Raw genomic sequence first — 13,250 nt, forward strand, 5'->3', positions numbered from 1 at the left:
ATTATATCTCACTTGCCACAGGCTTAAGTTGGCGTGTATTAATGACAGAATTAACGTTCATCGCCAGTCATGAAAATATTCGACAAAAATCTAACGCTCACGTACCCAAACTTTAAATAATTCACCTGTCTATTACCATCCTACAAAATTTGAAAGGTAACGTTAATATGTATATTTCGCCACTTCCGGTCGCCACGGACTCTGATGTTGATAAACTTAGAGATGATATTGCTAATAAGCTTTTATTCACTATTGGCAAAGATCCCGCAATCGCCACGAAACGGGAGTGGCTTAATGCGACGTTATATGCGGTACGCGATCGGATGGTCGAGTGCTGGCACCGTTCTAATCGGGCGCAATTCTCTCAGGATGCGCGCCAGGTATATTATCTGTCGATGGAATTTTTAATTGGTCGTACGCTATCCAATGCATTGCTCTCTTTAGGTATTTATGACGAAGTCAGAAGCGCGCTGGAGGCAATGGGGCTTGAACTGGAAGAACTGATTGATGAAGAAAACGATCCCGGGTTAGGTAATGGTGGTCTCGGTCGTCTGGCGGCCTGCTTCCTTGATTCACTGGCGACGCTTGGGTTGCCGGGATGTGGATACGGTATTCGTTATAACTACGGTATGTTCAAACAAAATATCGTTAACGGTGTACAAAAAGAGTCGCTGGATTATTGGCTGGAATACGGTAATCCCTGGGAGTTCAAACGTCATAATACGCATTATAAAGTACGTTTTGGCGGGCGTGTTCAACAGGAGGGGAATAAAACCCGCTGGCTTGAAACTGAGGATATTCTGGCCGTGGCGCATGATCAAATTATTCCAGGTTATGCGACGGACACGACTAATACGTTACGCTTGTGGAACGTGCAGGTGAATAGCGAAGTTAATGCGGGCAAACTGAATCAGCAGGCCGACTTTGCTACTGAAGTGGAAAACAAATACCACTTCGATCGTATCTCGCGGGTTTTGTACCCGGATGATTCCACCGATGCGGGGCGTGAATTGCGTTTACGCCAGGCCTATTTCCTGGCCTCGGCGACGATTCAGGATATTCTGAGTCGTCATTATCAGTTGCACAAAACATACGACAATCTGGCCGATAAAATTGCGATTCACCTTAATGATACGCATCCGGTACTGGCGATCCCTGAGTTGATGCGTTTATTGATTGATCATCATCAGTTTAGTTGGGATAACGCGTTTGACGTGACCTGTCAGATTTTTTCTTATACCAACCATACGTTGATGAGTGAGGCGCTGGAGACCTGGCCAGTAGAAATGCTAAGTCGAATTTTGCCGCGCCATTTGCAGATTATTTTTGAGATTAACGATCGTTTTCTGAAGACCTTACAGGAACGTTATCGTAATGACAGCGATCTACTGAAACGTGTGTCGTTAATTGATGAATCCAATGGTCGCGTCGTTCGTATGGCCTGGCTGGCAGTAGTTGTCAGTCATAAGGTTAACGGCGTGTCGGCATTGCATTCAAAACTGATGACCGAATCACTGTTTGCAGATTTTGCGAATATTTTTCCCCTGCGTTTCACCAACGTAACCAATGGTGTGACTGCGCGTCGTTGGCTGGCGCTGGCGAATCCACCGCTTGCCAAAGTGCTGGACGAAAATATCGGTGACAGCTGGCGGACTAAATTAATGCAGCTGGGCGAGCTGAAGCAGTTTATAGATTATCCGTCGGTGAATGAGGCTGTGCATCGTGCGAAACGTGAAAATAAGCAGCGGCTGGCGCACCATATTGCCACTCACTACGGCGTGGTGGTGAATCCTGATGCGCTGTTTGATGTGCAGGTGAAACGCATCCACGAGTACAAGCGGCAACTCATGAATGTGCTCCACGTTATTACACGTTATAACCGGATCAAAGCCGCGCCGGATGCCAACTGGGTACCGCGAGTGAATATCTTTGCCGGAAAAGCAGCCTCCTCTTATCACATGGCAAAACAAATTATTCGCTTGATTAACGATGTGGCGCAGTTAGTCAATAACGATCCGCAGATTGGCGGCAAACTGAAAGTAGTATTTATTCCGGATTACAGCGTCAGTCTTGCTCAGCTAATTATTCCGGCAGCCGATCTGTCAGAGCAAATTTCCCTGGCCGGGACGGAAGCCTCCGGGACCAGTAATATGAAATTCGGTATGAATGGTGCGCTGACTATCGGTACGCTCGACGGTGCGAATATCGAAATGCGCGAATACGTTGGGGAAGATAACATCTTTATCTTTGGCAATACGGCGAATCAGGTTGAAACTCTGCGACGTGATGGCTATGACCCGAGGCACATCTTTGAAAAGGATGAGGAACTTCATCAGGTGCTGACGCAAATCGGTACGGGGGTGTTCAGTCCGCAGGAGCCAGGGCGTTATAGAGAGGTGTTGGATTCATTGATTAACTTCGGCGACTACTATCAGGTGTTGGGCGATTATCGCAGCTATGTAGATTGCCAGGATTCGGTGGACGAGTTGTATCGTACTCCCCGGGAGTGGACGACAAAAACCATGCACAATATTGCTAACATGGGGTATTTCTCGTCGGACAGAACGGTTCAGGAATATGCCGACCATATCTGGCGCATAGCAAAAATTCGCGTGTAATCAGTTTTTCTAACGCTCAGCCTCTCTGGTTTTCATCACAGGGAGGCTGTTTGCAAATCAGCCAGAATAGGTGAGAGGATTTTGTGGGTATTGCTTTCTTTGCGCGATGAGGCAAACACGCTAAATTGTGGCAAGGGAAACGGAGTGTTTATTTTTTTTAGTCCATACAGCTGAGCGTGTGTTTCAAATACCTTTTCCGGGATCACCCCTAAACAATGGGTATTGGACACAATCGTCAGAATCGCCGTAAACGATGAGGTAAGCAGGCAGCGTTCTCCGGTTCTGAATTTTTTATCCACAATACTGCGATGATAAATGATTTTCTCATTCTTAGTATTGTAACCGACCAGGTTAGCGTTTCTGAATTGCGCTTCACTGATGGTGTTACCATATAAAGAATTATTCTGCGAGGCCGCCAGCACCAGGCGCATATCGCATATTTTCTGGCATGAAAGACTTGCTGACTCTACAGAAAAGGTAGAAAAAACGACATCTGCCTGACGCATATTCAGCAGTTCAATAATACTCTGTTCATTCAGGTCGGCGGTAAGGTGCAGGAGGCTGATATCGGCGTCAGTCTCGATTATTCTGGCGGTGACATCTGGAATAACGATAGGGGAAATAAAAGATTCCGTATAAAGCGTTAACCTTTTCTTGGCGGCAGGCGTGGAAAGCGGCATCAGCGTTGACAGCTTATCGATAATTGGGATTGTATTATCATACAGTTCATCAGAATAGACCGTCGGTAACAGTGCATTCCCGCTACGGACAAAAAGATTATCACCCATCATTTCGCGCAGTTTTCTTAATGACTGGCTGACGGCGGAAGGTGATATGTTCAGCATGTCAGCAACTCTGGAAATGCTACCCACGCTATAGATCAAACAGAAAATGGTCAGCAGATTGAGATCTATTTTTGATAGTGTGCGTATTTTTTCTGCATCATTTGCTTTCGACATAGACCCCTCATCATCAACACAATGGCAGTAACCACATCAGGTATAGCAAAAAAAGTCAGGCGAGTCAGACACTGGGCGCCTTCGATAAGCGTACAGAATAAAGTTGTAACATTGTAAATTATGTTAATCAATTGGGCTTTATTGATGTAGGACATCTATTTGTTCAAAAAACAACCATACTATTAAGTTGCACCATAGTTGGAAAGAGGAGGAACAAAGTATGGTTGTTGACAGACTGAGAACCGATCTTCTCAACAAATTGATAAACGCCCGTATCGAACTTGCCGCTTATCTGCAGTTGAGAAAAGCGAAAGGCTACATGTCAGTTAGCGAGAGCGATCGCCTGCGTGATGTTTTTTTTGCACTGAATCGCGAATTGCACGAGCAATCACAGCTTCACGGTATGCATCTTGATCAGGAAGAGTGGAATGCCCTTCATCGTGCTGAAGGGGCGTTAGCCGCCGCCGCTGTTTGTCTTATGAGTGGACATCACGATTGTCCAACGTTTATCGCCGTTAACGCAGAGAAACTGGAAAACTGCCTGACAACGCTGACGCTAAGTATCCAGAGTTTGCAATCTTACCCAACGCTGGAACACGTCTGAATCAGGGGGAGGGCGCTCCCCCTTTTCGTTAAGCTTATGTAAATGTGGCAGGATAATTCCCCTTGCTGGCTACGCTTTATGCAGAGCTATTCAGGAGGTGTTATGCGTCGACTCTTTCTCTGTGCTGCCTCATTCGCGCTACTTTCCACTTATGCCGCCGCGGTAAAAGTGGAAGTGCTGCAAACTAAACTCGATCACCCATGGTCACTGGCTTTTTTACCCGATAACCGCGGTATGCTCATTACGCTCAAAGGTGGACAGCTTCGACTCTGGCAGCCTGATAAAGGGCTTTCCGACCCGCTGACCGGCGTACCAAAAGTCTGGGCGAATGGTCAGGGAGGACTGCTTGATGTGGCGTTAGCACCGGATTTTGTACAATCTCGCCGGGTATGGCTAAGCTTCGCTGAAGCCGACCGCGAAGGCAAAGCGGGCACCGCGGTAGGCTACGGGCGATTGAGTGACGATCTCAAACATCTGCAAGGATTTCAGACCGTTTTTCGCCAACAGCCAAAGCTTTCCACCGGGAACCATTTTGGTGGACGTCTGGTATTTGATGGTAACGGTTATCTGTTTATTGGCCTGGGAGAGAATAATCAACGCGCTACCGCCCAGGACCTGGATAAATTGCAGGGTAAATTAGTCAGACTGACCGACGAGGGCAAAATTCCGCCGGATAATCCGTTTGTGAACAAGGCGGGAGCGCGGGCAGAGATTTGGTCGTATGGCATCCGCAACCCGCAGGGGATGGCGATGAATCCGTGGAGTGATGTGCTGTGGCTCAATGAGCATGGTCCACGCGGAGGCGATGAGATTAATATCCCCGAGAAAGGGAAAAACTACGGCTGGCCTATCGCGACCTGGGGGGTTAACTACAGTGGTTTGAAAATTCCCGAAGCAAAAGGTCAAATTGTTGCTGGCACGGAACAACCCATCTTTTACTGGGAAAAGTCGCCGGCGGTTAGTGGAATGGCTTTTTACAATAGCGGTACCTTCCCGCAGTGGCGGCAAAAGTTGTTCATCGGCGCGTTGAAAGATAAAGAAGTGATCGTGCTGAGCGTTAAAGGGAATACGGTGACTGAGGATGGTCGCCTGTTGCAGGAAAGGGGGCAGCGGATCCGTGATGTGCGCGTCGGACCAGACGGTTATTTGTACGTGCTAACCGACGAGTCCGACGGGGAATTACTGAAAGTGAGTCCCTGATTTGGTTAGCTGACCGGGATCATCACGATTTTTTGAAACGCCGGGCGCTCGGTCAGTTGTTGATACCAGCGTTCCAGATGCGGGCGCGGGGTCCAGCTCAGGCCAACGTTGAACAGGTTATAGATGAACGGTGCCACAGCGATATCCGCGGTGCCAAATTCAGCCCCGGAGAACCATGGCTGGTCTGCCAGCGCGTCATCCAGAATGGCAAACAGGTTATCGCAAACTTGCTTACTTGCCTCAATGGCCGCCATATCGCGCTGATCGGCAGGTGTTCTGACCAAACCAAATAAGATAATCCGATGCGCAGGGCTTAGCGTCTGATTTGCCCAGTCCATCCATTTTTCACCGACGGCGCGCGCGGCCGGGGCGTCAATCCACAAACGTTTTTGTCCGTACTGAGCGGCCAGATAGCGGACAATGGTATTGGATTCCCACAGAACAACGTCCGTTTCATCATCGCGTAGTAGCGGGACCAGTCCGTTCGGGTTCAGTGCCAGATAGTCGGCATCGCGGTTACCGCCATGCTGCCCGCCCGCCAGAATTTGGTTATATGGCAGTTCCAGTTCCTCGAGCGTCCACAATACTTTTTTTACGTTGGTCGAGTTATTGCGACCCCACAGTGTAATCATAGTAACCCCGCAAATTAATTGAGCAGCTTTATGGCTGCAGATGCCATCTGACTAGCTCACATGGTGGGGTAAACCTAATATTTACGCAACAAAGTCTAAAAAAATCGTGCCAGGAGCAGCGCAGCGCGGCGTTATTGCATAAACTTTAAAAACTTTACCAACTTACGGTTTCTTTAAGCTCGTTAGTGCGTTATTACTCACCGCACTTATTTTTACACGTCATCCATCAGACTTTTTCTGCATGGGTTGGTCGAGGTCGCTTGGCCGGTTTTGTGTAAACACGGTGTGGTATGACGTGGTTTTTTGGAATGGATACTCGGGTGGCATTTATGACGCAATACTTCTCTTCACTTCGCAGCTTTGCTGCAGGTTCTGCACTCTTAATCCTTTTGGTGCCGACCGTACAGGCGGCGGAGCAACCGACGGCCCCGCCGAGCGTGGACGCGCGCGCGTGGATTCTGATGGATTACGCCAGTGGTAAGGTGCTGGCGGAAGGTAATGCTGATGAGAAACTGGATCCTGCCAGTCTGACCAAAATCATGACCAGCTATGTGGTTGGGCAGGCGCTGAAGGCCGGAAAAATTAACCTCAACGACATGGTCACCGTGGGCAAAGACGCCTGGGCGACCGGTAATCCAGCCCTGCGCGGTTCGTCGGTCATGTTCCTCAAGCCCGGCGATCAGGTTGCGGTGTCCGATTTGAATAAAGGCGTTATCATTCAGTCAGGTAACGATGCCTGTATTGCACTCGCTGATTACGTTGCCGGCAGCCAGGAATCCTTTATTGGTCTGATGAACGGCTATGCGAAAAAACTGGGGCTGACTAACACGACTTTCCAGACGGTACACGGCCTGGATGCGGCAGGACAGTTCAGTACCGCACGTGATATGGCGTTGCTCGGGAAGGCGTTAATCCACGATGTGCCGGAAGAGTACGCTATTCACAAAGAGAAAGAATTTACCTTCAATAAAATACGTCAACCGAACCGCAACCGTCTGTTGTGGAGCACCAACCTGAACGTGGATGGTATGAAAACCGGGACCACTGCCGGGGCGGGATACAACCTGGTGGCCTCCGCGACCCAGGGCGATATGCGCCTGATCTCCGTGGTGCTGGGAGCAAAAACCGACCGCATTCGTTTTAATGAGTCAGAAAAGCTGCTGACCTGGGGCTTCCGCTTCTTTGAAACCGTTACGCCGATCAAGCCGGATGCGACTTTCGTGACCCAGCGCGTCTGGTTTGGCGATAAGAGTGAAGTGAATTTGGGCGCCGGAGAAGGGGGTTCTGTGACCATTCCGCGTGGCCAGCTCAAAAACCTGAAGGCCAGCTTTACCCTGACTGAACCACAGCTAACAGCACCGCTGAAGAAAGGTCAGGTTGTGGGCACTATCGACTTCCAGTTGAACGGAAAATCCATTGAGCAGCGTCCGTTGATGGTGATGGAAGATGTGGAAGAGGGTGGTTTCTTTAGCCGCATGTGGGACTTTGTGATGATGAAATTCCACCAGTGGTTTGGTGGTTGGTTCTCTTAATCTTATCTATTGCCGGATGGCGCAATCGCCGTCCGGCAGTATCTGTTAGTACTTCAGCGTGATACGTTGCGCTTTAGCGTACTCAACAAACGCATCGTCAGGGCGGTTATCACTGATGATGGTATCAAAGCGTTTTAATTCCCCCATCCTTGCAGGTCGCACCTTACCAAACTTGCTGTGATCGACCACCAAAACGTGATGCTGCGCCATCGACATTGCCCAGTGCTTCACCGGCAGTTCTTCCAGATTAAAGCAGGTCGCGCCTTTTTCGATGTGAACACCTGCTGCGGAATAAAAGGCGATATCCGGACAGAGGTTGTTCAGCGTTTCCTGGAAATCGAGCGGTTTAAAAATCGCGTTACTGGCATGGAATTCACCACCACACAGAATGACGCGGCACTGCGGTTTTTCCTGCAGTACCAAAAACGTATTCAACGAGTAGCAGATTGCGGTGAAGGGCAGTTCATTGTCGATCGCTTCAATGATCCACGGCGTGGTCGTACCGCAATCGAAAAAGATGGTCTGATGCGCCTGCACGAGACTCGCCGCCTGCTGGGCAGCGCGACGCTTTTCATCAACCAGACGGGATTTTTGATCGCTGATTAAATAGTGGTTAGCGCTGCGGGGTTCCAGAACAATATAGCCCCCGAGCAGCACGACGGGAGCATCATGATTATTCAGGTCGCGACGAATGGTCATCTCAGATACGCCCAGCAACGTCGCGGCTTCTTTGAGGTGTAATTTATCGCTGCGTTTCAGCGCCTGCAGTAATTGACCAATACGCTCGTCGCGTCGAGTTTCCATAGTTCCCCTGGAGAATAGATTAAGTGCTCAGTTTCGCGCTTAATACTACTCTTTTTACCGCGGGTTAGTCACGTACCCAACCTTTACGGATGGGGAGAGCGAAGCAGGTGCGATAGCACGTCTGCAAGCCGAGGTACAAGGTTGTGCCGAACCGTTGCCAGATCATCTGGGCGCTCAGGCAACCGATCAACCCGGCCAGTAATCCGCCCAGCATATCCAGCGGCCAGTGAACGCCAAGGTAAACACGTGACCAGGCAATCGCCACGGCGACAACCATCAGCAGAGCACCCGTCCACAAGCGATGCCAGAACAGAAAGGCCAGAGCAAAGGTAAAGATAACCGTACCGTGGTCGCTCGGGAAAGAGTCATCTGCCGCATGGTGCAGGAAGTTATAGCCGATGTGGTTAACGAACGGACGATCGTGGGGGAAAAGATGCCCCATCAGCCAGGAAATCGTCAGACCGACTACTAACGCAATGGCCATTTTGATGACCAACTGGCGCTGGAGCGTAACCTGACCACGAGGTCCCCAAAGCCAGAGCACAACGGCTAACAGCGGCACAATGCTGATCAGATCTTTGGCAATGAAAATGGCGAGCGAAATTGCCCATTGCGCAGAGTCGGGTGTTGCATTGATCAAGTAAAAAAGAGAATTGTTCAGATTTTCCAGCATAACGTCCAGACTCAGTGTAATCGTTAAAAAGGCCCATAGGGGGAAGAGCATAAAATTGCTTTCACGGGATAAAAAGCGGTCTTGTCTTATTTGCCTGTTAAATGACGATTTTTAAGACAATTTATGAGGCTTATTGAGCATGATAGCGGTCTCAACTTAAATTAACCTTAAAGCAAAATGTTCTTGAGCAAATGAGTGTAAAAATGTGCGCATTTTGCTTTCAAATCACATAATTCACTATCACCAGTACGGCGCATTTATTACACTTTGCGCGATTTTTCTATAGTTAAGAGATTGCATGCAGAACCGTTTATCTTCAGGCGTCCGTTTAGGGCGTCAGGCATTACTTTTCCCGCTCTGTCTGGTGCTTTACGAATTCTCCACTTATATCGGCAACGATATGATCCAGCCCGGAATGTTGGCGGTGGTGGCGCAATATAACGCCGGATTAGATTGGGTACCTACGTCTATGACCGCCTATCTGGCAGGCGGCATGTTTTTGCAGTGGTTGTTAGGACCGCTGTCGGACCGTATTGGTCGTCGCCCGGTAATGTTAACCGGCGTGATCTGGTTCATCGTTACCTGCCTTGCAACCCTGCTTGCACAGAATATTGAGCAATTTACCTTCCTGCGTTTTTTGCAGGGGATAAGCCTGTGCTTTATTGGTGCGGTGGGTTACGCCGCCATTCAGGAATCTTTTGAAGAAGCGGTCTGCATAAAAATTACCGCGCTGATGGCAAACGTGGCGCTGATTGCGCCACTGCTGGGTCCGTTGGTAGGCGCAGCCTGGGTACATGTTCTGCCGTGGGAAGGGATGTTTATCCTGTTTGCTGCTCTGGCGGCCATCTCCTTTTTTGGTCTGCAACGCGCGATGCCGGAAACGGCAACCCGGCTTGGTGAAAAGCTGTCCATTAAAGAGTTGGGCAAGGATTATAAGCTGGTGCTGAGGAACGTGCGCTTCGTTGCAGGCGCACTGGCGTTGGGTTTTGTCAGCCTGCCGTTACTGGCGTGGATTGCGCAGTCCCCGATTATTATCATCAGCGGTGAACATCTCAGCAGCTACGAATATGGTCTGTTGCAGGTGCCGATTTTTGGCGCGTTGATTGCTGGTAACCTGGTGCTGGCGCGTCTGACTTCGCGAAAAACCGTGCGTTCGCTAATTATCATGGGCGGCTGGCCAATCGCCGTTGGCCTGATTATTGCCGCTGCGGCCACGGTGGTGTCATCCCATGCATATCTATGGATGACGGCGGGTTTGAGTATCTATGCGTTTGGCATTGGCGTGGCGAATGCGGGGCTGGTGCGCCTGACGCTGTTTGCCAGCGAAATGAGTAAGGGTACCGTTTCTGCCGCAATGGGTATGCTGCAGATGCTGATTTTTACCGTTGGTATTGAGCTGAGTAAACACGCGTATCTGCTGGGAGGGAACGGCTTATTCAGCTTGTTCAATCTGGCAAGCGGCGTACTGTGGCTGATTCTGATGGTTATCTTCCTGAAAGATAAACGGGTAGGGAATTCCCGGGAAGGTTAAGGCCCGGATTTCCGCAATCCAGCGCAGATAAGCATAATGACGCCGATAAATTCATCATTATGTTGATAAGAGAATCACGCTGTAGGCCGGATAAGCGAAGCGCCATCCGGCGGCCTGTAGCAAATTGCCGGATGGCGGCGTAAACGCCTTATCCGGCCTACCGCTCACCAAAGATCTTAACTGACCAGTATTACGGTTGTCCGGGCCTGGCGACAACTTAGTGGTGGTCGTCAATCTGATGTTCGATAACCATCCCTTCACCGACGCTTGCCACATGTCGCGCATAAGGATGTGCGCGATAGACAGGGGCCGGAGCAGGCGCTGGAGCAACATATACCGTTTGTGGTGCGGTCGTTACGCTGACCGCCTGGGGCACGCTGACGGAAGAGGGTACTACCACCACTTTATAACCGCTGGGGACATCAACGGTAACGCTTTGTGCAAATGTTGTCCCCGCAAAGCCCAGCAACAATGTCGCCATCAGTACACTTTTCTTCATGATCCGCTCGCCTGAAATATTCACTGGAAGTAATAATCCAGCGGGTTAATTTGAGGCAGATTATGAATAGATCATGCCATCATTTTGTTGCCGTCTGTGCTGAGCCGTTAATGCGTAAACGGTGCTTCATTCTTTAACACGCGGTCGATAATATCCAGAACGCCCTCTTCGTTGTTCGAGCCTGCGCGATATTTTGCCGCCTCGATCACCGGCTCATGGGCGTTGGCCATTGCAAAACTAAATCCTGCCTGACGCAGCATCTCAATATCATTTCCGCCATCGCCAAACACAACAACTTCATTGTCGTTAATATTCCAGCGTTGTTGCAGCAGGCGCAGACCGTTAGCCTTATGCACGCCGGGAATTATTAAGTCGATGCTGCCGTAGCCGGTATGAACCGGTACCATAATATCGCCAATCGCCTCGTGGAGATCGGCCTGTACCTGTGGAATTCGGTCGTCGGAAATATTCAGCCCGAACTTGAAGAAAACGTCGCTGAGGTTGTCAAAATTATCTACAAATTCAAGACGATGATAATACATGGCGGAAACGTTCTTATGCTCATCGCTGTACTGTTTCAATGTATAGGCGCTGTTTTTACCACAGGCAATAATGTCGATATCGGCGCGGGTCAGCAGATGCTCTACGATGGCATGGAAATCGTCTTTAGCCAGTTCGCCGTTAAAGACATCTTCTCCTTCACTGACCACCCAACCACCGTTTTCGGCGACAAATGAGATCTCATTGGCCAGTTCGGGGAAAAAGGAAATCAACTGATAATATTGGTTGCCGCTGGCGACCACAAAGCGGATCCCTTGTTCTTTCATCTGGCGGTATTGCGCCATAAAGCGCTCACGGTTATAGGTTTTTTGGTCGCTTAAAAATGTGCCGTCCATGTCGACTGCAATTAATTTGATACTCATTAGCTGTTCTCCATCACCGTAGTATTTTTGAGATCCGGTTTCGCTACCGCTTTCGCGACGACGGCGGCGACAAGCACCAGCGCCAGCACCACTAACATAGCGCTGCGCAGGCCATAGTGTTCACCCAGATAGCCCAGCAGCGGCGGTCCAACAAGGAACGCCAGGTAACCGGTGGTCGCCACAACGCTGACGCGGGTTGGGGCATCGGGACCGGTGTCGCTGGCAGCTGAAATGGTCAGCGGGAAGCCGAGCGATGCGCCGAGTCCCCACAGAATAACGGACACACCGGCCACCCAAGAGCTGTCGACAAAAATAATCAGGCTAATCCCGAGAGCGCCCATCAGTGCACTGGCGCGCACCACCGCAACGCGGCTGTAACGGTCGATGAACCAGCCACCGGTAAATCGCCCAACGGTCATACCCAGCGTAAAACCGGCATAAATCAGCGAGCCTGATGTCGGGCTAAATCCATGTCCGTCCACCATTAACAGTGGAAGCCAGTCGTTGGCGGAACCTTCAGCAAATGCCATCGCCAGCACTACAACGCCGATCAGCAATAGCTGGATATCACGATAAAAAGGCAGGCCTTTTTCACCGGAGTGAGAACCGTCAGCGGCATTTTTGCCCGTGCCGTCAGGAATAGCTTTGATGGCGATGAAAATAGGTGTGATAGCAACCATTGCAGCCAAAAGAATATGCGCGGTAGCCGGGACGCTGAAGGCGGTAAGCATCATTCCAACTCCAGCCCCTGCCAACGTTCCCAGACTGTAAAAACCATGCATCATCGGCAGCACGGTTTTGTTCATTTCGCGCTCAACCGCCGCACCTTCGACGTTGATGGCAACTTCTGCCGCGCCAAAGCTGGCGCCAAATACGCCCAGGCCAAACGCGAAAAGCCATGCGGAATGCAGCCAGAGCGCTACGCTGAGGATCGCCATTCCGAGAACGGCACAAGACATGGTGGTGCGGATCACCTTACGCGTGCCAAATCGTTTCACCAGCCAGGCCGAACAAAGTATGCCACTCATCGAACCAATAGAGAGCCCAAACAACACCGCGCCCATTTCGGCAGTGGAGATGGAGAGGATATCTCTGATGGCAGGGGTACGCGTTGCCCAGGAGGCCATTAATAATCCTGGTAAAAAGAAGAACGTGAACAGCGCCCAGGTGCGACGTCTTAAGGCTTTGCGTGATGAGATGCCAGTCATGAATTCGGGCCAAAGAAAAGAGGGAAGGAGACAACATTAGCAAGACTGTGTACATTTGTACACAAAT

General features: G+C 50.1%; 12 protein-coding genes. 5 read left to right on the plus strand and 7 right to left on the minus strand.

Features of this window, described 5'->3' with window-relative positions; genetic code table 11:
• The first annotated feature begins 167 nt into the window (after positions 1 to 167).
• Positions 168 to 2,618, plus strand: a complete 2,451-nt coding sequence (glgP, locus tag OGY71_RS19610; protein ID WP_193135190.1) for a glycogen phosphorylase — start codon at positions 168 to 170, stop codon at positions 2,616 to 2,618.
• 35 nt (positions 2,619 to 2,653) lie between these two features.
• Here the strand turns inward: glgP and OGY71_RS19615 are convergent, their stop codons facing one another.
• Positions 2,654 to 3,577 carry a LysR family transcriptional regulator gene (locus tag OGY71_RS19615; RefSeq protein WP_063940643.1) on the minus strand — a complete coding sequence of 308 codons (924 nt, stop codon included), beginning with the start codon at positions 3,575 to 3,577 and terminating at the stop codon, positions 2,654 to 2,656.
• 220 nt (positions 3,578 to 3,797) lie between these two features.
• Here OGY71_RS19615 and bssR point away from each other — a divergent pair, with 220 nt between their 5' ends.
• Complete coding sequence (gene bssR / locus OGY71_RS19620; protein WP_008784229.1) at positions 3,798 to 4,181, plus strand: biofilm formation regulator BssR; 384 nt, start codon at positions 3,798 to 3,800, stop codon at positions 4,179 to 4,181.
• A 102-nt stretch (positions 4,182 to 4,283) separates the two neighbouring features.
• Positions 4,284 to 5,381: a PQQ-dependent sugar dehydrogenase gene (locus OGY71_RS19625; protein WP_149384175.1), complete on the plus strand. Its 1,098-nt coding sequence runs from the start codon at positions 4,284 to 4,286 to the stop codon at positions 5,379 to 5,381.
• Between the two features lie 5 nt (positions 5,382 to 5,386).
• On the opposite strand, the gene OGY71_RS19630 is transcribed toward OGY71_RS19625, so the two are convergent.
• On the minus strand, positions 5,387 to 6,013 hold the full coding sequence (locus OGY71_RS19630) for a glutathione S-transferase family protein (RefSeq protein ID WP_286613565.1): 627 nt from the start codon (positions 6,011 to 6,013) through the stop codon (positions 5,387 to 5,389).
• Between the two features lie 329 nt (positions 6,014 to 6,342).
• On the opposite strand from OGY71_RS19630, the gene dacC reads away from it, so the two are divergent.
• Positions 6,343 to 7,545 carry a serine-type D-Ala-D-Ala carboxypeptidase gene (gene dacC / locus OGY71_RS19635; RefSeq protein ID WP_003831630.1) on the plus strand — a complete coding sequence of 401 codons (1,203 nt, stop codon included), beginning with the start codon at positions 6,343 to 6,345 and terminating at the stop codon, positions 7,543 to 7,545.
• 45 nt (positions 7,546 to 7,590) lie between these two features.
• Here dacC and deoR read toward each other — a convergent pair whose 3' ends face one another.
• Both deoR and ybjG read right to left on the minus strand, forming a co-directional pair.
• A complete protein-coding gene (gene deoR / locus OGY71_RS19640; RefSeq protein WP_003831632.1) occupies positions 7,591 to 8,349 on the minus strand; it encodes a DNA-binding transcriptional repressor DeoR in 759 nt (252 codons plus the stop codon).
• Between the two features lie 64 nt (positions 8,350 to 8,413).
• Positions 8,414 to 9,022: an undecaprenyl-diphosphate phosphatase gene (gene ybjG, locus OGY71_RS19645; protein ID WP_003831635.1), complete on the minus strand. Its 609-nt coding sequence runs from the start codon at positions 9,020 to 9,022 to the stop codon at positions 8,414 to 8,416.
• 298 nt (positions 9,023 to 9,320) lie between these two features.
• On the opposite strand from ybjG, the gene OGY71_RS19650 reads away from it, so the two are divergent.
• Complete coding sequence (locus OGY71_RS19650; RefSeq protein ID WP_008784235.1) at positions 9,321 to 10,553, plus strand: MFS transporter; 1,233 nt, start codon at positions 9,321 to 9,323, stop codon at positions 10,551 to 10,553.
• A gap of 217 nt (positions 10,554 to 10,770) precedes the next feature.
• On the opposite strand, the gene OGY71_RS19655 is transcribed toward OGY71_RS19650, so the two are convergent.
• The 3 genes from OGY71_RS19655 to OGY71_RS19665 form a co-directional block, all read right to left on the minus strand.
• Positions 10,771 to 11,052, minus strand: a complete 282-nt coding sequence (locus OGY71_RS19655) for a hypothetical protein (RefSeq protein ID WP_003831642.1) — start codon at positions 11,050 to 11,052, stop codon at positions 10,771 to 10,773.
• A 107-nt stretch (positions 11,053 to 11,159) separates the two neighbouring features.
• Positions 11,160 to 11,975 (minus strand): Cof-type HAD-IIB family hydrolase, encoded by an 816-nt coding sequence (locus tag OGY71_RS19660; protein WP_003831644.1) that lies wholly within the window; start codon positions 11,973 to 11,975, stop codon positions 11,160 to 11,162.
• Positions 11,975 to 13,183 (minus strand): MFS transporter, encoded by a 1,209-nt coding sequence (locus OGY71_RS19665; RefSeq protein ID WP_032934393.1) that lies wholly within the window; start codon positions 13,181 to 13,183, stop codon positions 11,975 to 11,977. The genes OGY71_RS19660 and OGY71_RS19665 overlap by 1 nt, the downstream gene beginning before the upstream one ends.
• Positions 13,184 to 13,250: the final 67 nt, after the last annotated feature.

Source organism: Citrobacter sp. Cpo109 (genome assembly GCF_030332565.1).
GTDB classification, from domain to species: domain Bacteria; phylum Pseudomonadota; class Gammaproteobacteria; order Enterobacterales; family Enterobacteriaceae; genus Citrobacter; species Citrobacter portucalensis.